The following is a 21,342-nucleotide window of genomic DNA, read 5'->3' on the forward strand; positions in this document are numbered from 1 at the left end:
TTCACTCTCCCCCCATGTGGGCCTGGGCGCGCAAGGCCGGGCCGCCCATGGACACGACCATGGGCTGCTTCTTGCCGCAGTAGCCGCTGCAGCTCCAGTACATGTCGTTCGATACCGCATCCACCGACTGCAGCACCTTGATCGCCGAGCCCGAGACGGTCGTGTCGCGGATGGCGCGCCCGAGCTTGCCGTGGCGGATCTCGTAGCCCAGGGTGATGCCGAACATGAACTCGGTGGTCGAGTCCGCCTGGCCGTTGCCCGTCTTCATCAGGAGGTAGCCGTCTTCCACCCCCGCGATCAGCTCGTCCAGCGTCGAGCGGCCGGGCAGGATGGCCGTGTTGCGCATGCGGATGAGCGGCTCGTCGGCCGGCGCGTAGGCACGAGCGCTGCCGGTGGGTGAATGGCCCAGGCGAGCCGCCGTCTCGCGGCTGTTCATGAACTCGGTGAGGATGCCGTCGCGGATCAGCACCGCATCGCGTGCCGGCATGCCTTCGTCATCGGCATAGACCGGGATCATCACCTCCTGGCCCTGGTAGTGGTGGGCGAAGTCCACCATGCTGACCAGCTCGCTGGCCACGCGCTGCCCCAGCAGACTGCCGGTGACCGCTCCACCCAGCACGATGTCGGCCTCGCAGGGATGGCCCATCGCCTCGTGCGCCAGCATGCCCGCCAGCGCAGGCGCCAGCACCACCGTCTGGCGGCCGCCGCGCGCGGGCACGGCCTCGCACTTGGCTCGCAAGTGCTGATGCAGTTCGTCGAGCTGGGGCGCCAGCGCCTGCACCGACCAGTCGATGTCGGCCAGGCTGCCCTTGCCGGAGACCTGCTCGGCCAGCTCCACCGGCGCCCCGTTGGCACCCTCCGCGACGAACACCACCTGACAGGCGGCCCGCTGGATGCTGGCCAGCGACTGGCCGCCGGTGCTGGTGGCCAGCCGCTTGCTGTGGTATTCGTCGCCCACGATGACCCGGATCGACTTGAGCGAAGGGTAGCGTTGCCGGCACCACGCGTTCAGCTCGGCCAGTCGCTCCTGGATCTCGCCCGGCGAGAGGACGCTGCGTCCTTGGTACACATGCTCGCCGCGGTATCCGCCCTCGGGCATGGAGACCGAAGAGCGGACCCCGAAACGCCCCATGGCGCCGGCATTGGCGCCGGCCTGGCGCGAGACCCGCTCCGCCGCGCCAGCGTCCTGGCCGGGCACCGATGCGAAGCCCCAGTAGCCGTCGCGGTAGACCCGGGCGCTCGTGCCGGCCTCGCTGCTGCGGCTGTTCTGCGTCAGGCTGCCGTCGATCATCACGATGCGCGACTTGCGCAGCTCGTGGCGGCGCATTTCGCTGTACTGCAGGCCGGCCAGGAGGGCCGGGGCGCTGAGGGTCATTTCGTGCTCCCTGGCGCCCATCGGCGCCTGTCGTTGCCGTCGGGGTGGAAAGCTACCGGTCGTCGTGTTCGAGCCGCTTGCCCAGGCTCACGACGCTGTCGTCGGCGTATCCCAGCGCCGCATAGAAGGCGAGGACGGGCTCATTGCCGCGTCGCACCTGCAAGTTGATCTTGGGGCAGCCGCGCTCTCGCAGGCGCGCCTCGGCCCAGTCCATGAGCTGGCGTCCCAGGCCCTGGCCCTGGCAGGCCGGGTCCACGGCGAGGTAGTTGATCCAGCCGCGATGACCTTCGTAGCCCGCCATCACCGTGCCTACGACCTGCCCGTCTTCGCCTGCGAGGACACCGAACAGCTCAGGCTGCTCGGCGAGCTTGCGCCGGATGTCCTTGGCAGGATCGTTCCATGGGCGAGTGAGCCCGCAGCGTTGCCAAAGGGCGATGGCCTGGGTCTCGTCGGCAGGCTCGAAGGGCCGGATCCGGCCACTTTGCCCCCGCATCAGCTGGCCGCCTGAGCGCCGACCAGGTAGTCGGACTTGCCCAGCTCGACGCCGTTGTGGCGCAGCAGCGCATAGGCGGTGGTGACGTGGAAGAAGAAGTTCGGCAGCGCCCAGTGCTTGAGGTAGGCCTCGCCCTTCATCGTGCGCGTCTTGTCCCGGCCGACGGGGAACGTGATGTCGACCTCCTCGCGCCCGTCGAGGGCGCCGTCCGGCACGGTGGCCAGCCACGCCTGGGTCTTCGCGATGCGCTCTCGCAGCTCTTCGAAGGTGGTCTCGGTGTCGTCGAACTTCGGCGCCTGCAGGCCACCGATGCGCGCGATCGCCAGCTTGGCGGCGTCGCACGCTATCCGGATCTGGGCGACGAAAGGCAGCATGTCCGGCGCGAGCCGCACGCCGACCAGGACGTTCGGATCGAACTTGCGCGCCGCCGCATGGGCCTGCGCCTTGGCCAGGCAGTGGTCGAGGTTGGCCAGGGTGGTCTTGAAGATGGGCAGGCTGGCGGACGACAGCGTGATCGGCATGGGGAATCCTCGAGGTGGCTTTCGTGAAGGATTGCCATCATAAGCACCACAAAATGTTCACGCCGGTCCGACCGGATCAACCTTCGGCGCGGCGCGCCTGGGCGCGGGCGATCGACAATCCCACGCTCGCATCCATGAACTACAGGGAGGTTGGATTGATCAAGGCTCGCTTTGCGGCCGGCTGCGCCGTGCTGTCCTTCGTCGCGTCGTGCCAGGCGGCGGCTCCGCCGGTGGCGGACTTCTTCAAGAACCCGCAACTCAACGATCTGGAGCTCTCACCGTCCGGCCGCTACATCGCGGCGACGCGCCAGAACGACAAGACACATCACCAGATGCTGGTGGTGATCGACCTGGGCGAGAAGCGCGAAGCCAAGGTCCTGGCCTCGTACAACGACGCCGATGTGATGCGAATCCACTGGGTCAACGACGATCGCATCGTCTTCGAGCTTGGCGATCAGTCATCGACCTACTTCAACCAGTACGGACGCGGCCTGTTCTCGGTCAGCCGGGCGGGCGACGAGAACCCGAAGATCGTCATCCGGCGCGATTGGGGCGCCGGTGCTGTCGACGTCTCCGGACAGGGCGCCAGAGTGCGGCCTCGGGACAACACCCTGGATCCGGACCACTGGTTCCATTCGACGCTGCTCGACGGCAGTCTCAACGTGATGGTCGAGGAGGGCAGCTTCGACACCACCGAGCACACGCTCGTCAGCACGCAACTGCTGCGCGTGAACAGCGACACCGGCCGCGTGGAGGTGTTGGGTCGCGGGGACTTGGCCGGCCACGCGAAGGAGTGGGTCACCGATGCGCGCGGCAATCCACGCGTCGCATTCACCTACGAGAAGGACCTCCAGCGCATCTACTGGCGCTCCGACGCCACCTCGGACCATTGGACGCTGCTTCGAGAAATGCCCCGCTATGACAAGGTCACGGGACGGGACAGCATCCTCGACGTCCTGGGGATGGACGACCGGGACCGGCTGTTCATCGTCACCAGCGGGGGCAATGCCGCCGGCACGACCGTGCTCGCCACCCTCGACCTGCGCCAGGCCGACGCCAAGCCCGAGCCGCTGGTGTCTGCGCCGGGATACGACTTCCAGGGCAGTCTTGTCCAGGCGCCGAACGGGCACGTCGTGGGCGTGAACTACCTGACCGATGCGTGGGGCACCGCCTGGTTCGATCCCAAGCTGAAGGCCATCCAGGAGCAGGTGGACAAGGCGCTACCGAACACCAACAACCAGATCGACTGCGGCGCCTGCACCGATCCTTCACGGGTGCTCGTCACCGCCTATTCCGACCGCGTCCCGGCGATGTACTTGGTCTACCACGTCGGTCCTGGCAAGTTCGAGCAGGTGGCCTCCGCCCGGCCGTGGATCAAGCCCGAGGAAATGGCCGAACGAGCATTCGAACGCATCAAGGCGCGTGACGGCATCGAGTTCCCGGTCCACGTCACCCGGCCCAACGGCGTCAAGGGGCCGGCGCCGACGGTGGTGCTGGTGCATGGTGGCCCATGGGTGCGAGGCGGCGAGTGGAAATGGGATGCGGATTCGCAGTTCCTCGCCTCGCGCGGTTACGCGGTGATCGAACCCGAGTTCAGGGGAAGCAAGGGCTATGGCTCCAAGCTGTACTTCGCCAGCTGGAAGCAATGGGGCCTGGCCATGCAGGACGACGTGGCGGACGCGACCCGGTGGGCGATCGAAAAGGGCATCGCCGATCCGAAGCGGATCTGCATCGCAGGCTCCAGCTACGGCGGATACGCCACGCTCATGGGCCTGGTTCGCTACCCGGAGCTGTACCGATGCGGCCTGGAGTCCTTCGGCGTGACAGACATCGACCTCATGTACACGAGCCATTGGAGCGACACCTCCAGCGACTACCGCACATACGGAATGCCATTGCGCATTGGAGACCGCGAGAAGGATGCTGCGCAACTGGCGGCGACTTCGCCGCTCAAGCAGCACGCCAGGATCACTCAGCCTCTCCTCATGGCAGCGGGCCGTCAGGACAAGCGCGTGCCCATCGAGCACTACACCAAGATGCTCGACGCCTTGAAGGGACACAACTCCCATGTGGAGTCGGTGGTCTATGACGAAGAGGCCCACGGCTGGCACCTCGATGCCAACCAGATCGACTTCTGGACCCGTGCCGAGAAGTTCCTCGACAAGAACCTGAAGTAGGGCCCGGCGTCCCTCGCGCCGCCGCCCCACCAGGCGGCTTGCGCAGCGGACCGGCTCGAGCCGGTCCGCACGCGCCGCTTGTCGAATCGGGCGGCGCTCGGCCCGCCCGGTGGGGTCAGGCCCTGTCGGAAACCCAGGTCGCGACGCTGGCGAGCGCCGCGCCGAGCCGGGTCGGGTCGGTGCCACCGGCCATGGCCAGGTCCGGCTTGCCGCCGCCCTTGCCGCCGACCTGCTGGGCCACGAAGTTCACCAGCTCGCCGGCCTTGACCTTGGCGATGGAGTCGGCCGTGACGCCCGCCGCGAGCTGCACCTTGCCGCCGTCCACGGCCGCGAGCACGATGGCGGCCGTCTTGAGCTTGTCCTTGAGCTTGTCCATGGTTTCGCGCAGGGCCTTGGCGTCGGCGCCCTGCAGCGTGGCGGCCAGGACCTTGATGCCCTTGACGTCGACCGCCTGCGACAACAGCTCGTCGCCCTGCGCCGAGGCCAGCTTGCCCTTCAAGGCGGCGACTTCCTTCTCCAGGGCGCGGACGTGGTCCAGCACACTGGCGACGCGCGCCGGGACCTCGTTCGGCGAAACCTTCAGCGAACCGGCCAGGCCGTTCACCGTGTTCTCCAGGCTGCGCAGGTAGGCCAGCGCGTTCTCGCCGGTCACCGCCTCGACGCGCCGGATCCCGGCCGCGACGCCGCCTTCGGCCACGATCTTGAACAGGCCGATGTCGCCGGTGCGGCCGACGTGGGTGCCACCGCAAAGCTCCTTGCTGGAGCCGATGGACAGCACGCGGACGCGCTCGCCGTACTTCTCGCCGAACAGCATCATCGCGCCGCTCTTCTGCGCATCGTCCAGTGCCATCACCTCGGCCTGGGCCGCGGCATTGGCCAGGATCTCGGCGTTGACGATGGCCTCGACCTTGGCGATCTGCTCGTCGGTCAACGGGCCGGTGTGGGCGAAGTCGAAGCGCGTGCGCTCGGCGTTGACCAGCGAGCCCTTCTGCTGCACGTGGCCACCCAGCACCTCGCGCAGCGCCTTGTGCATCAGGTGGGTCGCGCTATGGTTGCGCACCGTCTTCGTCCGGCGTTCGGCGTCGACCCGGGCGGTGAAGACATCGCCGACCTTGACCTCGCCCTCGACGACGGTGCCGTGGTGGCCGAAGACATCGGCCTGGATCTTCAGCGTGTCGTCGACGACGACGCGCGTGGTCGCGTTGCGCAGCTCGCCCGCATCGCCCACCTGCCCGCCGCTTTCGGCATAGAAGGGCGTGTGGTCGAGCACGATCACCGCGTCGTCACCGGCGCGGGCCATGTCGACCCGGCTGCCGTCCACATAGATCGCCGTGACCTGGGCGCCTTCGCGCACCAGCTCGTCGTAACCATGGAAGGTGGTCGGCGAGCCCTGGTAGTCCAGGCCCTGGGCCATCTTGAACTTGCCCGCTTCGCGGCCGCTCTGCTTCTGCTTCTCGAGCAGTTCCTGGAAGCGAGCCTCGTCGACCTTGATGCCGCGCTCCCGGCAGACATCGGCCGTCAGGTCGACCGGGAAGCCGTAGGTGTCGTGCAGCTTGAACGCCGTGTCGCCGTCCAGCACCGCGGGCTTGGACTCCAGCGCGGTCTCCAGGATCTCCATGCCGCGCTCAATCGTCTGGAAGAAGCGCTCCTCCTCCTGCTTGAGCACCTCGGTCACGCGGGCCGCGCCCTGGCGCAGCTCGGGATACGCATCGCCCATCTGCTCGACCAGGGCCGGCACGATGGCGTGGAAGAAGGCCTTGCGAGCGCCCAGCTTGTAGCCGTGGCGGATCGCGCGGCGCGCGATGCGGCGCAGCACGTAGCCGCGGCCGGCGTTGCCCGGGATGACGCCGTCGACGACGGTGAACGAGCAGGCGCGGATGTGGTCGGCGATCACCTTCAGGCTCGGCGACTCCGGATCGACATGGCTGCCGCCGGCAGCCTCGACCGCCTTCTTCGCCGCCGCCAGCAGCGCCACGAAGAGATCGATCTCGTAGTTGGAATGCACGCCCTGCAGCACCGCGGTCACGCGCTCCAGGCCCATGCCGGTGTCGACGCTGGGCTTGGGCAGCTTGTGCATCACGCCGTCTTCGGTGCGGTTGAACTGCATGAAGACGTTGTTCCAGATCTCGATGTAGCGGTCGCCGTCCTCCTCCGGGCTGCCCGGGGGGCCGCCGGGGATCTCCGGGCCGTGGTCGTAGAAGATCTCGGTGCAGGGGCCGCACGGGCCCGTGTCGCCCATCATCCAGAAGTTGTCGCTGGCGTAGCGGGCGCCCTTGTTGTCGCCGATGCGCACGATGCGCTCGGCCGGCACGCCGATCACCTTGTGCCAGATGTCGTAGGCCTCGTCGTCCTCCTGGTAGACGGTGACCCAGAGCTTGTCCTGCGGCAGCTTGAAGTGCCCGGTCAGCAGCTCCCAGGCATAGACGATGGCGTCGTGCTTGAAGTAGTCGCCGAACGAGAAGTTGCCCAGCATCTCGAAAAACGTGTGGTGGCGCGCGGTGTAGCCCACGTTGTCGAGGTCGTTGTGCTTGCCGCCGGCGCGGATGCACTTCTGCGCGGTGGTGGCCCGGCTGTAGGGCCGCTTGTCGAAGCCGAGGAAGACGTCCTTGAACTGGTTCATCCCGGCGTTGGTGAACAGCAGCGTCGGGTCGTCGCCGGGCACCACCGGGCTCGACGCGACGATGGCGTGGCCCTTGGATTCGAAGAACTTCAGGAAGGTCTGGCGGATCTCGGAGGCTTTCATCCGGGGCTTTCTCGCTGCGCTGGCGCTGGGAAGAGATGGACCTGGAATTATCCCAGTTCGGCACGCAGGAAGCTGTACAGCCGCTCATCGCCCGAGAACGCCACGTTGAAGCGCATCCACTCGGTGGGCTCCAGCCCCGCGCGGAACAGGTGGCCAGGGCCGAACATGATGTCTTGCTCGGCGGCGCGGTTGGCCAGCGCGGGCGGGTCGGGCAGCGCCGGGTGGCGGGCCCAGACGAACATGCCGGCGCCGGGCCGGGCGAACAGCTCGAAGCCCAGTTCCGCCAGCCGGCCGCCGACCTGCTGGTGCGCCTCGGCCAGGCGCTCGCGCAGGCCCTTCAGGTGCTTGCGCCGGCGGCCGTCCTGCAGGGCCGACAGCGCCAGGCGCTCGCCGAACTCGGCCGAGGTCAGGCCGGAGATCATCTTCAGCTGGGCCAGGTCGTCCAGCAGGTCGGGATGGGCCGCCACGTAGCCGACCCGGATGTTGGGCGAGATGGTCTTGGAGTAGCTGCCGATGTAGAGCACGCGCGCCAGCTGGTCGAGGCTGGCCAGGCTGGGGCGCGGCTGCGGATCGAGCTCGAGGTAGATGTCGTTCTCGACGATGGTCAGGTCGTGCTTCTCGGCCACCTGCAGGACACGGTGCAATTGCCCGAGCGGCGCCACCGAGCCGGTCGGGCTCTGCAGCCGCGGCTGGGTGAAGAAGACCTTGGGCCGGTGCTCGGCGACCAGTGCCTCCAGGGCGGCCAGGTCGTAGCCCTGGGGCGTGCGCGGCACGCCGATCAGGCGAGCGCCCTGGAAGCGCAGCGAGAAGAGCAGGTTGGCGTAGCCCGGGTCGTCGACGAGCACCGCATCGCCGGCGCGCACCAGGCGTCGCACGGCCAGGTCCAGCGCCTGGCTGGAGCCCTGGGTCAGCAGCAGCTGGGCCGGCCGCACGGGCACCTGCTGCTCGGCCAGGTCTTCGCAGATCGCCTGTCGCAGCGGCGGGTAGCCCTTGGGATCACCGTAGCCCCCGAGATCCGCGTCATCGGCGGCCAGCGCGCGCAGCCCGCGGCGCAGGCCATCCTCGAACAGCCAGTCGCCGGGTAGCCAGCCGCAGCCCGCCTTCACCGCGAGGTGGCGGTTCTCGAAGATGCGGCGCATGTACCAGGCGGAGTCGAAGCCCAGCGGGCCGACCTGGGGGACCTCCGCCGGCCCCGCGGCTGCGCGCCGGCGCACGAAGAAGCCCGAGTGCGGCCGCGACACCAGGAAGCCCTGGGCCACCAGCCGGTCGTAGGCCTCGACCACGGTGAACACGCTGACCTGGTGGCTCTGCGCAAACTGGCGGATCGACGGCAGCTTGGCGCCTTCGCGCAGGCCGCCCTCGTCGATCTGCCGGCCCAGCCCCTGGACGATCTGAGTCACGAGCGGAACGGGGGCCTGGGCATCGAGGATCAGCATGGAAGGTCGGTGTACTGGTCACGCACCCGGCACAGTGCGCGCACAAGTGACAACAGCTGTACATGGTAGCCGTTGCCCCGGCCGCCCTAGAGTGGCAGTCTTGGCGCCTTGCCGAGGCGTCACCCGAATCCAGGAGCCTGCCATGCACCGTGATCCCCAAGCCGCCGCCAAGACCAACGCCGCCTTGATGGCCCGCCGTCGCGCCGCCCTGCCCTCCGGCCTCGGCCAGACCTACGACGTGGTCGCCGAACGCGCCGAGAACGCCGAGGTGTGGGACGTGGAGGGCAAGCGCTACCTCGACTTCGGCGGCGGCATCGCGGTGCTGAACACCGGCCACCGCCATCCGAAGATCGTCGCCGCCGTGAAGGCCCAGCTCGACAAGGTGCACCACACCTGCTTCCAGGTGCTGGCCTACGAGCCCTACATCGAGCTGGCCGAGCGCCTGATCGCCAAGACCCCGGGCGACTTCGCCAAGAAGGCCTACTTCCTTTCCACCGGCGCGGAAGCCGTGGAGAACGCCGTCAAGATCGCCCGCGCCGCGACCAAGCGGCAGGCCGTGATCGCCTTCGGCGGAGGCTTCCACGGCCGCACCTTGCTGGGCATGGCGCTGACCGGCAAGGTCGCGCCGTACAAGGCCGGCTTCGGGCCCTTCCCGGCCGAGATCTACCACGCCGAATTTCCCAACCCGCTGCACGGCGTGTCGGTGGCCGATTCACTGAGGTCGCTCGAGCACATCTTCAAGTACGACGTCGAGCCCGAGCGGGTCGCAGCCATCATCCTGGAGCCGGTGCAGGGCGAAGGCGGCTTCTACATCGCGCCGCCCGAATTCGCCAAGGCCCTGCGCGCGCTTTGCGACAAGCACGGCATCGTGCTGATCGCCGACGAGGTGCAGACCGGCGCCGGCCGCACCGGCACCTGGCTGGCCTGCGAGCAGTGGGGCGTGGCACCGGACATCGTCACCATGGCCAAGTCCATGGCGGGCGGCTTCCCGCTCTCGGCCGTGATCGGCAAGGCCGAGATCATGGACAAGCCGCTGCCGGGCGGCCTCGGTGGCACCTATGCGGGCAACCCGTTGGCCTGCGCCGCGGCACTCGCGGTGCTCGACGTGTTCGAGGAAGAGAAGCTGCTCGATCGTTCCAAGGCCGTGGGCGAGACGCTGATGAGCGGGCTGAAGGCCATCGCGGCGAAGCACCAGTCCATCGGCGACGTGCGTGGTCTCGGCGCCATGGTGGCGGTGGAGCTCTTCAGGAACGGCGACCACCACCAGCCGGATGCCGACCTGACCAAGCGCGTCTGCGCCGAGGCACTCAAGCGTGGCCTGGTGATGCTCTCCTGCGGCACGTACGCCAACGTCCTGCGCATCCTCGTCCCCCTGACGGTGCCGCAGGCACAGCTCGAAGAGGGTCTCGCGATCCTGGGCCAGGCCTTCGACGCTGCCTCGTCCACTTGAGTTTGCGGCGGGTCAAGCCGCCACCCGCCGGCGCGGCATGAGGATTGCGTATCCCCTGCCGCCCGCGAATCCTGCGCCAGCGCCCTCCCGATCCCGACCCTCGAGTTCCGCCAGCATGACCCCTCCCCTGGTGCGCTTCACCGGCGTGCAGAAGACCTACGACGGCCTCAGCCTGGTCGTCCGAGCACTGGACCTGGACATCCAGCGCGGCGAGTTCCTGTCGCTGCTGGGCCCCTCCGGCTCGGGCAAGACGACCACCTTGATGATGCTGGCCGGCTTCGAGTCGCCCACCGCCGGGGAAATCCTGCTGGACGGCAAGCCGATCACGCGCACGCCACCGCACAAGCGCAACTTCGGCATGGTGTTCCAGAACTACGCGCTGTTCCCTCACATGACGGTGGCCGACAACGTCGCCTATCCACTCACCGTGCGCAAGGTGCCGAAGGCCGACCTCGCGCAGCGGGTGACCAAGGCGCTGGACATGGTCCAGCTCGGTGGCAAGGGCGAGCGCTATCCGGGCCAGCTCTCGGGCGGGCAGCAGCAACGCGTCGCGCTGGCGCGTGCGCTCGTGTTCGAGCCGCAGCTGGTGCTGATGGACGAGCCCCTGGGCGCGCTCGACAAGCAACTTCGCGAGCACATGCAGATCGAGCTGAAGGAGTTGCATCGCCAGCTCGGCGTGACCTTCGTCTACGTCACGCACGACCAGGGCGAGGCCCTGACGATGAGCGATCGCGTCGCCGTCTTCAACGACGGCCTGATCCAGCAGATCGATGCCGTCGAGCGCCTGTACGAGACGCCCGGCAACCGCTTCGTCGCCGGTTTCGTCGGCGATAGCACGCTGCTCGAAGGCACCACTGCCCACGCCGACCGGGATGCCTGCGAGCTGGTGCTGCCCACCGGCGAGCGACTGTCCGGCATCAACGTGAACCACGCGCGCCCTGGCGCGCAGGTGGTCGCCTCGGTGCGCCCCGAGCGCATCGAGGCACTGTTCACGCCGCCCGAGAGCCAGGCCAATACGCTCAAGGCCGCGGTGAGCGACGTCATCTACTTCGGCGATCACCTGCGGCTGCGCTGCGCCGTCGCCGGCCAGGCGCAGGCGACGGTGAAGCTGCCTCTGTCCAGGGGCGAGCAGCCGGTGGCGGGCCAGACCGTCTGGCTTCACTTCCCGACGCCGTACCTGCGCATCTACGCCTGAGCGGCCGTTTCGTCTTTCCCCAACCACTCCCTCGAAGGAGACCCTCGAATGAACAAGACCCCCCTGGTGGCTGCCGTGGCGCTGTTGGTGGCGCTGCCGGCCCTGGCGCAGAGCCAGTTGACCGTCGTGAACTTCGGTGGCGCCAACGGCGCCGCGCAGAAGAAGGCTTATGTGGAGCCCTTCGAGAAGTCCACCGGCACCAAGGTGGTGAGCGTCGAGTACAACGGCGAGCAGGCCAAGATCAAGGCCATGGTCGAGACCAAGAAGATCACCTGGGACGTGGTCGAGGTCGAGAGCCCGGACGTGGCCCGCGGCTGCGACGAAGGCCTGTTCGAGAAGATCGACTGGGCCAAGGTCGGCAACAAGGCCGACTTCCAGCCGGCCGCCGTCACCGAGTGCGGGGTCGGTGCGTTCGTGTGGTCCACCGTCATGGCCTACAACGGCGACAAGCTCAAGACCGGCCCGGCCACCTGGGCCGACTTCTGGGACGTGAAGAAGTTTCCCGGCAAGCGCGCAATGCGCAAGGGCGCCCGCTACAACCTCGAGTTCGCGCTGATGGCCGACGGCGTCAAGAGCGCCGATGTCTACAAGCTGCTGGCCACCAAGGACGGCGCCGACCGCGCGTTCAAGAAGCTGAGCGAGCTGAAGCCGAACATCCAGTGGTGGGAGGCCGGCGCGCAGCCGCCGCAGTTCCTCGTCGCCGGCGACGTCGTCATGGCCACGGCCTTCAACGGCCGCATCGATGCCGCCCAGCGCGAAGGCAAGAATCTGAAGATCTCCTGGACCGGCGGCATCTACGACCTCGACTACTGGGTCATCCCCAAGGGCGCGCCGAACAAGGAGCTGTCGATGAAGTACATCACCCTGGCCGCGTCCGCCGACGCGCAGGCCGAGTACGCCCGGAACATCTCCTACGGCCCGACCAACAACAAGGCGCTGGCCAAGCTGGATCCCAAGGTGCAGGCGCTGCTGCCGACCTCGCCCGCCAACTCGAAAGACTCGCTGCAGTTCAACGTGAAGTTCTGGGCCGACCAGGGCGAAGAGCTCGAGAAGCGCTTCGCCTCCTGGGCCGCGCAGTAAGCACGACAGGCTTGTCGCGATGACCGCCGCCGCCTCCGCCGTGGACGCCCCCGCCACCGGCCCGCAAGGGCTGGCCCGCTCGCTGGCCCGCGCCCAGCGGCGGCGGCACCTGGCGGCCATCGCGCTGACCCTGCCCCTGCTCGTGTTCCTGCTGGTGACGCTGCTGGTGCCCATAGGCGCCCTGCTGGTGCGCGCCGTCGAGAACCCCGAGGTCGCCGGCACCCTGCCGCGAACCGCCGTGGCCCTGGCCGGCTGGGACAGGCGGACCGAGCCGCCGGCCGCCGCCTTCGCTGCCGTCGCCGACGACCTCGGCCAACTGTCCGACGGCTCCGAGGCCGGCGCCCTGGCGCGCCGACTGAACACCGAGGTCGCGGGCGCACGTTCGCTGGTCATGGCCACCTACCGCGCGCTGCCCTTGGGCGATGGCCTGTCCGCCGACCAGGTGCGTGCGCGCATGCTCGAGCTCGATGCCCGCTGGGCCGAGCTGAAGTACTGGCAGGCCATCGCCAAGAACGCCTCGCGCTGGACGCCGGACTATCTGCTCACCTCGGTCGACCTCAAGCGCCAGCCCGAAGGCGGCATCGAGCAGGTGCCGCCCGACCAACGCGTGTTCACGCGGATCCTGCTGCGCACCTTCCAGATCAGCGCCATCGTCACGATGTGCTGCCTGCTGCTGGGCTACCCGCTGGCCTGGTGGCTGTCCACCTTGACGGCGCGCCAGGCCAACCTGCTGATGATCCTGGTGCTGGTGCCGTTCTGGACTTCCATCCTGGTGCGGGTGGCCGCGTGGATCGTGCTGCTGCAGCGCGAGGGCCTGGTCAACAGCGCGTTGATGGGCATCGGCGTGCTCGGCGAGCCGCTCACGCTGCTGTTCAACCGCACCGGCGTGATCATCTCGATGACGCACATCCTCCTGCCCTTCATGATCCTGCCGCTGTACAGCGTGATGAAGTCGGTGCCGCCCACCTACCTGCGCGCGGCGGTATCGCTCGGCAGCGCGCCGCTGGCAGCCTTCTTCCGCGTGTACGTGCCGCAGACGCTGCCCGGCGTCGGTGCCGGCGGACTGCTGGTGTTCATCCTGTCGATCGGCTACTACGTCACCCCGGCCCTGCTGGGCGGTGCCGACGACCAGATGCTCAGCTACTACATCGCCCAGTACACCAACGTCGACGTCAACTGGGGCATGGCCTGCGCCCTCGGCGCGATCCTGCTGGCCGCCACGCTCGCGCTCTATGCGGTCTACCGGCGCGTGGTCAAGTCCGAACTCAGCCTGGGGTGAACAGCGTGCCCTCGTTTCTCAAGCCGCAATTCCCCGCCTATGCCACCGGCCTGGACAAGCTGGGCTGGTGGGCGCTGCGCCTGTTCTGCCTGGCCGTGCTGGTCTACCTGCTGGCGCCCATCCTGGCCATCATCCCCTTGTCCTTCTCGTCCAGCTCGTTCCTGGCCTACCCGATGCCGGGCTGGTCGCTGCAGTGGTATCAGAACCTGTTCACCTCCGACGAGTGGGGGCGAGCCGCGAAGAACAGCTTCATCGTCGCGCCGGCCGCCACGTTCATCGCCACCGTGCTGGGCACGCTCACCGCCGTCGGCCTGGCACGGGCGGACTTTCGCGGCAAGGGCCTGCTGATGAGCGTGCTGATCGCGCCCATGGTCGTGCCCATCGTCGTGGTCGGGGTCGCGTGCTACCTGTTCTTCGCGCGCATCGGGCTGGCCGACACCTACACCGGCCTGATCGTGGTGCACGCCGCCCTGGGCGCGCCGTTCGTCGTGACCACCGTCCTGGCCACGCTGCAGAACTTCAACCACAACCTGGTGCGGGCCTCGCTGAGCCTGGGCGCCGGGCCGGTGCAGACCTTCTTCCGGGTCACGCTGCCGGTGATCGCGCCGGGTGTCATCTCCGGCGCCCTGTTCGCCTTCGCCACCTCGTTCGACGAAGTGGTCGTCACCCTGTTCATCGCCGGTCCGCAGCAGGTGACTCTGCCGCGCCAGATGTTCACCGGCATCCGCGAGAACATCAACCCGACCATCGCCGCCGTGGCCACTCTGCTGATCCTGTTCACGACCTGCCTGATGGGCGTGCTCGAGTGGATCCGGGGCCGCCGGCGCTGAGCGAAGGGTCGCCGACCGCGGCCGCCGGCCGGGCGGTCCGGAGCCGCTAGAGTTCCCCCATCGCGCTGGCCACCTGGCCGGCGGCCAAGGAGCCCCCATGGACATGAAAAACTCTCCCCTGTCGACCCTCAACGATCCCAGCCTGCTCAAGACCGATGCTCTCGTCGGCGGCCAATGGGTGGCCGGCGCCTCGCGCTTCGACGTGACCGACCCGGCGACGGGCCAGAAGCTGGCCGACGTGGCCAACCTCGGTGCCGAGTACGCCCAGGCGGCCATCGTCGCGGCCGACAAGGCCTGGCCCGCCTGGCGCGCCAAGACCGCGAAGGAGCGTGCCGCGATCCTGATGAAGTGGTTCCAGCTGCTGCACGCGAACGCCGACGACCTCGCCCGGATCATGACCGCCGAGCAAGGCAAGCCGCTGGCCGAGGCCAAGGGCGAAGTGGTGTATGGCGCCAGCTTCCTCGAATGGTTTGCCGAGGAATCCAAGCGCATCTACGGCGAGACCATCCCGACCACCGACAACAACAAGCGCTACCTCGTCATCAAGCAGCCGATCGGCGTGTGCGCGGCCATCACGCCGTGGAACTTCCCGATCGCCATGATCACCCGCAAGGTGGCTCCGGCCCTGGCCGCGGGCTGCCCGGTGGTCATCAAGCCCGCCGAGGCGACGCCGCTGTCGGCCCTGGCCGTGGCGGAGCTGGCCCAGCGTGCGGGCATGCCGGCCGGCGTGCTGAACGTCCTCACCGCCGACGGCGGCAACTCGATCGAGATCGGCAAGGTGCTGTGCGCCTCCGACGTGGTGCGGCACCTGTCCTTCACCGGCAGCACCGAGGTCGGCCGCATCCTGGCCGCGCAGTGCGCGCCGACGGTCAAGAAGATCTCGCTGGAGCTGGGCGGCAATGCGCCCTTCATCGTTTTCGACGACGCCGATCTCGACTCCGCCGTCGAAGGCGCGATGGCCAGCAAGTACCGCAACGCCGGCCAGACCTGTGTCTGCGCCAACCGCTTCTATGCCCAGTCCGGCATCTACGACGCCTTCGTCGAGAAGCTGGCTGAGAGAGCCAAGGGCATCAAGGTCGGCAATGGCTTCGAGCCGGGCGTCAGCCAGGGTCCGCTGATCGACGACCAGGCGATCGCCAAGGTCGAGTCCCACGTGGCCGATGCCGTGGCCAAGGGAGCCACCGTGGTCACCGGCGGCGAGCGCATCGGCGATCGCTTCTACGCGCCCACCGTGCTCTCCGGCGTGACGCCGCAGATGCGCGTGTCGCGCGAAGAGACTTTCGGCCCCGTCGCGCCGGTGTTCCGCTTCGAGACCGAAGCCGAGGCGATCGAGCTGGCCAACGCCACCGAGTTCGGCCTGGCGAGCTACTTCTACAGCCGCGACATCGGCCGCGTCTTCCGAGTCGGCGAGGCGCTGGAGTACGGCATGGTCGGCATCAACACCGGCCTCATCTCGACGGCGGAGGTGCCCTTCGGCGGCTTCAAGCAGTCGGGCCTGGGCCGGGAGGGTGCGCGCCAGGGCATGGACGACTACGTCGAGGTGAAATACCTCTGCCTGGGCGATATCCAGAAGTGACCGGATGCTGGCGGGCCGCGCTGCGGCCGGTGGCAAGCGCCCTGCTGCTGGTCCTGGCCGGCGGCGCGGCGCTGGCCGGCCCGCTGGTCGTGCGGGCGCCGGACGGGGCGCGCTGGCGGCTGAACGACGACGACGACCCGCCGCTGCTGGAGCACTACCTGCCCAGCGGCACGCTGGACCCGAGCTTCGGCCGCAACGGCCGCCTGACGCTCGATTTCGGCGGCACCGATGCCACGGTGGCGGCGATCCGGGTGGACACCGGCGGCCGCATCTGGGTCGCTGCCACGACGACCGGCACGGGCAGCAGCAGCCCCATGGTCGTGCGCCTGCAGGCCAGCGGCCAGCCCGACATGGCCTGGGGAGCTGGCGGCCGCAGCATCGCCACCCCCGTCGGCCAGCGGCTGATGGTGGTGGACCTGTTGCCGCTGTCCGATGGCAGTGCCTATGTCGCCGGCAACCTGTTCGGCCCCCAGGGCGAGAACGACGCCGGCCTGTGGCACCTGAAGCCGGACGGGACGCTGGACTACGCCTTCGGGCCGGGTGGGCTCTGGCGCCGCGCGGGCGGTGAACGCAGTCGTGCGCTGAGCCTGGCGGCGGCGCCCGGGAATGCGGTGGTGGCGCTCGGCCTGGACGTGCTGAGCAGCCGTCAACCCGGCCGCGAGGTCTATGTCGTCCGGCCCGACGGGCGTGCACCGGAGCGCGCACCCGGCGTCTTCCGCCCTCGCAACGAGGACGAGGATGAAGACGAGGCGTACCTCGTGTGGGGCGGCGCAGCTTGGGTCTGGCGGCAAGGCGTGCAGACCGCCGACCTCAGCGGTCAGGCCGTTCCCGCCGCCATGTCCGCTGTGCCGGCCAATGTGCCGGCAAGCTCGACCGAAGCCGGGCACATCGCGCTGAACCCGTTCTCGGAAGTTCCCGCTGCCTCGGCGGCCATGCCGCAGGCGCCTGCGGCGGAGGACCTGCCCTGGGGCTGGATCGCCGGCGGCCTCGCCGGCCTGGGACTGCTGCTCGCCGCCTGGTGGCGCGGGCGCCGCTGAGCCGACGGCCCCGTCCCTCGGACGACCGCGGCGCCGAAAGCGGCGCAGGCGCTGGGTTCAGCCTTCGTCGTTAGCAGCCGCCCCCTGCCCGAGCAGCCGGCCGAACCCGCCGCCCGAGGCCTGGCTGACGGCGTAACGCAGCAGGGCCTGCGCATCCGCGCCGTGCAACGGGTACTGGCCCACGCCCAAGCGCGCGCCCACGGGCACCTCCTGCCCCGCCACCTGGAAGGGCTGGCCGATGGCCGCCAGCAGCTTGCGCGCGACGTGCGTGGCATCGTCGCTGCTGTCCAGCCAGGCCAGCAGCACGGCGAAAAGATCAGGTCCCAGCGAAGCGACGACATCGCTCGCCCGCAGCGAGCCGCGCAGTCGCACTGCCGCCTTGCGTCGCAGCACGTTGGCCGCCTCGGTGCCCAGGTGGGCCTCGGCAGCGCGAAAGCCATCCAGGTGCAGCACGATCAGCGCCATCGGCGCGGGCTCACGCTCGCGCAGCGCGAGCAGGTGGCTCATGTGCTCCTGCAGCTGATGCTGGTTGGGCAAGCCGGTGGTCAGGTCGATGCTGTAGGCGCGGCGCTCGGCCTCGGCGATGCGCTGGCGCTCTATCGCGAGCCGCAGCACCCGGCCCAGCACCTCAGGCGTCGCCTCGCGCGACGAGATCACGTCTCGCACACCGGCCTGCAGCAGCCTCAGGCACTCCGCCGGCGTCGGCTCGGGGCCGACGACGACGACCGCCGATTCGAGCACCGCCCGCGGCAACCCGGGCCAGGCCGCCAGACGCTCGACACCCCCGGCGAGAGCCAGGTCGATGAGGACCGCGTCGCGTTCCTGCTCGTGCAACTGGTCGTCCACCTCCTGCAGTCGCCGGCAGCCCTGGACCACGAACGGCCCGAAGGCCGAGGTCACCAGGTCAGGCGGCTGGGCGCAGAGGCAGACGATGTGGAAGGGTTCGGACATGGCAACACAAGTGGCCGGACCATCATGCACGTTTAGTGCCCGCTCGCCAGGGAGGCAAAACACCGAGGCCCTACCTCAGCCAGGCAACTGCTCCGCGACGAAACCGAAGGCGGCGTAGGGGCCTATTCAGTCGCCGACGGGCCGCCCCTAGGCGATTGATCCCCTCGGGGGACCGACGCCGAAGGCGGCGTAGGGGCCCATCCAGTCGCCGACGGGCCGCCCCTAGGCGATTGATCCCCTCGGGGGACCGACGCCGAAGGCGGCGTAGGGGCCTACTCAGTCGCCGACGGGCCGCCCCTAGGCGATTGATCCCCTCGGGGGACCGACGCCGAAGGCGGCGTAGGGGCCTATTCAGTCGCCGACGGGCCGCCCCTAGGCGATTGATCCCCTCGGGGGACCGACGCCAAAGGCGGCGTAGGGGCGCAAGTCAATCAATGCGCTTCTTCCCAGTTCGCCCCCACGCCCACCTCGGCCAACAGCGGCACGCTGAAACTGGCGACGCCCGACATCAGCCGCGGAACGGCCTCCTTCGCCCACTCGAGCTCGTGGTCGGGCACCTCGAAGACGAGTTCGTCGTGCACCTGCATCACCATCTTGGTGGCCCGCTTCTCCGCATCGAGCACCTGCTGCACGGCGATCATGGCCAGCTTGATCAAGTCGGCCGCCGTCCCCTGCATCGGCGCGTTGATCGCCTGCCGCTCGGCCGCCGAGCGGCGCGGGCCGCTGCCGCCGCGGATGTCGGGCAGGACGATGCGGCGGCCGTAGAGCGTCTCGACGTAGCCGCATTCGGCCGCGCGGGCCTTGGTCTGGTCCATGTAGCGCTTGACGCCCGCGAAGCGCTCGAAATAGCGGTCTATGTAGTTGCGCGCCGCCTTCTGGTCCAGGCCCAGGCTCTGCGCCAGGCCGAAGGCGCCCATGCCGTAGATCAGGCCGAAGTTGATGGTCTTGGCGTAGCGGCGCTGCTCGGAGGTCACGGCCTCCGGCGCGATCCCGAAGACTTCGCTGGCGGTCGCGCGGTGCACGTCCATGCCCTCCGCGAAGGCGCGCGTGAGGCCCGGGTCACCGCTGATGTGGGCCATGATGCGCAGCTCGATCTGCGAATAGTCCGCGCTGATGATGCGGTGACCCGGCGGGGCGATGAAGGCCTCGCGCACGCGCCGGCCCTCGGGCGTGCGGATGGGGATGTTCTGCAGGTTGGGGTCGTTGCTGGACAGACGCCCAGTCACCGCCACCGCCTGGGCGTAGTTGGTGTGCACGCGGCCGGTCTGCGGGTTGACCATCAGCGGCAGCTTGTCGGTGTAGGTGCCCTTGAGCTTGGACAGGCTGCGGTGCTCCAGCAGCTTCGCCGGCAGCGGGTAATCGGCGGCCAGCTCCTGCAGCACTTCTTCGTCCGTGCTCGGCGAGCCGCTGGCGGTCTTCTTCTTCACCGGCAGGCCGAGGCGGTTGAACAGGATCTCGCCGATCTGCTTGGGCGAGCCCAGGTTGAAGGGCTGGCCGGCGAGCTCGTAGGCCTCGCGCTCCAGCGCCACCATGCGCTCGGCGAGTTCGCGGCTCTGGGTGGCCAGCAGGGCGCTGTCGATCAGCACGCCGTGCCGCTCCACCCGACCGAGGATCTCGGTCACCGGCATCTCGACGCGTTCGTACACCTCGCGCATGCCCGGCTCGCGCTCGATCTGCGGCCACAGCATCTGGTGCACCTGCAGGCACATCTCGCTGTCCTCGCCGCTGTAGGTGGTGGCCTGCGCCACGTCGACCTGCGAGAACGCGATCTGGTTGGCGCCCTTGCCGCAGACCTGTTCGTAGCTCAGGCCCTGGCGATCCAGGTGGCGCTCGGCCAGGCTCTCCAGGCTGTGCGGCTTGTGCGCCTCCAGCACGTAGCTTTGCAGCAGCGTGTCGTGCCGGTAGCCGCGGGTGGCGATGCCGTGGTTGGCGAACACGTGCAGGTCGTACTTGATGTTCTGCCCGACCTTGGCAGCGGCCTCGTCCTCCAGCCAGGGCTTCAGGCGTGCCAGCACCTCGGGCAACGGCAGCTGGTCCGGCGCGCCGGGATAGTCGTGCCCCATGGGGACGTAGGCGGCGCGGCCGGGTTCGACCGCGAAGGAGACGCCGATGATGCGGGCACGCATCGGGTCCAGCGAGTCGGTCTCGGTGTCGAGCGCGGACAGGGGCGCGCTGCGCAGCGCCTCGACCCATGCGTCCAGCCTATCGAAGCTGGTGATGGTCTCGTACTCGCGGGCGGGAACGAAGACCGGGCGAGGCGGCGCCGCTTGCGCGTCCGCCGCCATCGCCGGTGTCGCCACCGGGGCGGCCGTGCCCATCGAGCTCTCCAGCTCCTTGCGGAAACTGCGGAACCCGTGGCGCTCGTAGAAGGCGAGCAGGCCCGGCTTGTCGACCTCGCTGAACTGCAGCGCCCGCAGGTCGGGCCAGCCCGGGATGTACTCCGCCAGGTCGCAGTCGGTCACGACGGTGATGAGGCGCCGGCCTTGCGGCAGCCAGTCCATGGCCTTGCGCAGGTTGTCGCCGGCCACGCCCTTGATCTGGTCGGCGGCGGCGATCACGCCATCCAGCGAGCCATGCTCGGCGATCCACTTGGCCGCCGTCTTGGGGCCCACCTTCTCGACGCCGGGCACGTTGTCCACCGCGTCGCCGATGAGGGTGAGGTAGTCGACGATGCGGTCCGGCGGCACGCCGAACTTGGCCTTGACGCCTTCGACGTCGAGCCGCTCGTTGCTCATCGTGTTGATGAGGGTGACACGCTCGTTCACCAGCTGAGCGAGGTCCTTGTCGCCGGTCGAGACGATCACCTTGTGGCCGCTCTCGGCGCCTATGCGCGCCAGCGTGCCTATCGCATCGTCGGCCTCGATGCCGGGCACCATCAGCACCGGCCAGCCCAGCAGCTTGACGACTTCGTGGATGGGCTCGATCTGCTGGCGCAGGTCGTCCGGCATCGGCGAGCGGTTGGCCTTGTACTCGGGATACCACTCGTCGCGGAAGGTCGGGCCGCTGGCGTCGAAGACGCAGGCCGCATGGCCCGCCCCGACGTCCTCGCGCAGCTTCTTCATCATCGCCACCATCCCGTGGATGGCGCCGGTCGGGAAGCCGCCCGGGCCTCGCAGATCAGGCAGGGCGTGGTAGGCGCGGTAGAGGTAGCTGCTGCCATCCACGAGCAGCAGGGTCTTGTGTTCGTCGTCCGTCATCC

General features: G+C 68.9%; 15 protein-coding genes. 8 read left to right on the plus strand and 7 right to left on the minus strand.

Annotation, left to right across the window (positions count from 1 at the left end; translation table 11 throughout):
- Position 1 precedes the first annotated feature (1 nt).
- Genes ACS5PM_RS01225 through ACS5PM_RS01235 form a run of 3 tightly spaced genes read right to left on the minus strand, consistent with a single transcriptional unit; the run spans position 2 to position 2,389 of the window.
- Entirely contained in the window at positions 2–1,375 is a 1,374-nt protein-coding gene (locus ACS5PM_RS01225) for a TldD/PmbA family protein (RefSeq protein WP_439384576.1), read from the minus strand.
- Positions 1,376–1,427: 52 nt separating this feature from the next.
- Positions 1,428–1,868 (minus strand): GNAT family acetyltransferase, encoded by a 441-nt coding sequence (locus ACS5PM_RS01230; protein ID WP_439384578.1) that lies wholly within the window; start codon positions 1,866–1,868, stop codon positions 1,428–1,430.
- On the minus strand, positions 1,868–2,389 hold the full coding sequence (locus ACS5PM_RS01235) for a DUF1993 domain-containing protein (protein ID WP_439384580.1): 522 nt from the start codon (positions 2,387–2,389) through the stop codon (positions 1,868–1,870). Before ACS5PM_RS01235 ends, ACS5PM_RS01230 begins: the two co-directional genes overlap by 1 nt.
- A 14-nt stretch (positions 2,390–2,403) precedes the next feature.
- Between ACS5PM_RS01235 and ACS5PM_RS01240 the strand changes: the two genes are divergently transcribed.
- The gene (locus ACS5PM_RS01240; protein WP_439384582.1) at positions 2,404–4,566 is read left to right on the plus strand and encodes an alpha/beta hydrolase family protein; all 2,163 of its coding nucleotides are present in this window, start codon (positions 2,404–2,406) and stop codon (positions 4,564–4,566) included.
- A 115-nt stretch (positions 4,567–4,681) separates the two neighbouring features.
- Here ACS5PM_RS01240 and alaS read toward each other — a convergent pair whose 3' ends face one another.
- Both alaS and ACS5PM_RS01250 read right to left on the minus strand, forming a co-directional pair.
- A complete protein-coding gene (gene alaS / locus ACS5PM_RS01245) occupies positions 4,682–7,309 on the minus strand; it encodes an alanine--tRNA ligase (RefSeq protein WP_439384584.1) in 2,628 nt (875 codons plus the stop codon).
- Between the two features lie 47 nt (positions 7,310–7,356).
- Complete coding sequence (locus ACS5PM_RS01250; RefSeq protein ID WP_439384586.1) at positions 7,357–8,745, minus strand: aminotransferase-like domain-containing protein; 1,389 nt, start codon at positions 8,743–8,745, stop codon at positions 7,357–7,359.
- A gap of 142 nt (positions 8,746–8,887) precedes the next feature.
- On the opposite strand from ACS5PM_RS01250, the gene gabT reads away from it, so the two are divergent.
- The 7 genes from gabT (at position 8,888) to ACS5PM_RS01285 (ending at position 17,192) form a co-directional block, all read left to right on the plus strand.
- Positions 8,888–10,195 carry a 4-aminobutyrate--2-oxoglutarate transaminase gene (gabT, locus tag ACS5PM_RS01255; protein ID WP_439384588.1) on the plus strand — a complete coding sequence of 436 codons (1,308 nt, stop codon included), beginning with the start codon at positions 8,888–8,890 and terminating at the stop codon, positions 10,193–10,195.
- 115 nt (positions 10,196–10,310) lie between these two features.
- Entirely contained in the window at positions 10,311–11,390 is a 1,080-nt protein-coding gene (locus tag ACS5PM_RS01260; RefSeq protein ID WP_439384590.1) for an ABC transporter ATP-binding protein, read from the plus strand.
- Between the two features lie 48 nt (positions 11,391–11,438).
- Complete coding sequence (locus tag ACS5PM_RS01265) at positions 11,439–12,470, plus strand: ABC transporter substrate-binding protein (RefSeq protein ID WP_439384592.1); 1,032 nt, start codon at positions 11,439–11,441, stop codon at positions 12,468–12,470.
- A 19-nt stretch (positions 12,471–12,489) separates the two neighbouring features.
- Positions 12,490–13,749, plus strand: a complete 1,260-nt coding sequence (locus tag ACS5PM_RS01270; protein ID WP_439384594.1) for an ABC transporter permease — start codon at positions 12,490–12,492, stop codon at positions 13,747–13,749.
- 5 nt (positions 13,750–13,754) lie between these two features.
- Entirely contained in the window at positions 13,755–14,579 is an 825-nt protein-coding gene (locus tag ACS5PM_RS01275; protein ID WP_439384596.1) for an ABC transporter permease, read from the plus strand.
- Between the two features lie 97 nt (positions 14,580–14,676).
- Complete coding sequence (locus tag ACS5PM_RS01280; protein ID WP_439384598.1) at positions 14,677–16,155, plus strand: NAD-dependent succinate-semialdehyde dehydrogenase; 1,479 nt, start codon at positions 14,677–14,679, stop codon at positions 16,153–16,155.
- Positions 16,152–17,192 (plus strand): NHL repeat-containing protein, encoded by a 1,041-nt coding sequence (locus tag ACS5PM_RS01285; RefSeq protein ID WP_439384600.1) that lies wholly within the window; start codon positions 16,152–16,154, stop codon positions 17,190–17,192. The genes ACS5PM_RS01280 and ACS5PM_RS01285 overlap by 4 nt, the downstream gene beginning before the upstream one ends.
- A gap of 57 nt (positions 17,193–17,249) precedes the next feature.
- Here ACS5PM_RS01285 and ACS5PM_RS01290 read toward each other — a convergent pair whose 3' ends face one another.
- Positions 17,250–18,143 (minus strand): diguanylate cyclase domain-containing protein, encoded by an 894-nt coding sequence (locus tag ACS5PM_RS01290; protein ID WP_439384602.1) that lies wholly within the window; start codon positions 18,141–18,143, stop codon positions 17,250–17,252.
- A 431-nt stretch (positions 18,144–18,574) separates the two neighbouring features.
- The gene (polA, locus tag ACS5PM_RS01295; protein ID WP_439384604.1) at positions 18,575–21,340 is read right to left on the minus strand and encodes a DNA polymerase I; all 2,766 of its coding nucleotides are present in this window, start codon (positions 21,338–21,340) and stop codon (positions 18,575–18,577) included.
- Between the last annotated feature and the right edge of the window lie 2 nt (positions 21,341–21,342).

It is taken from the genome of Ideonella flava (assembly GCF_051857595.1).
Lineage (GTDB): Bacteria > Pseudomonadota > Gammaproteobacteria > Burkholderiales > Burkholderiaceae_C > Ideonella.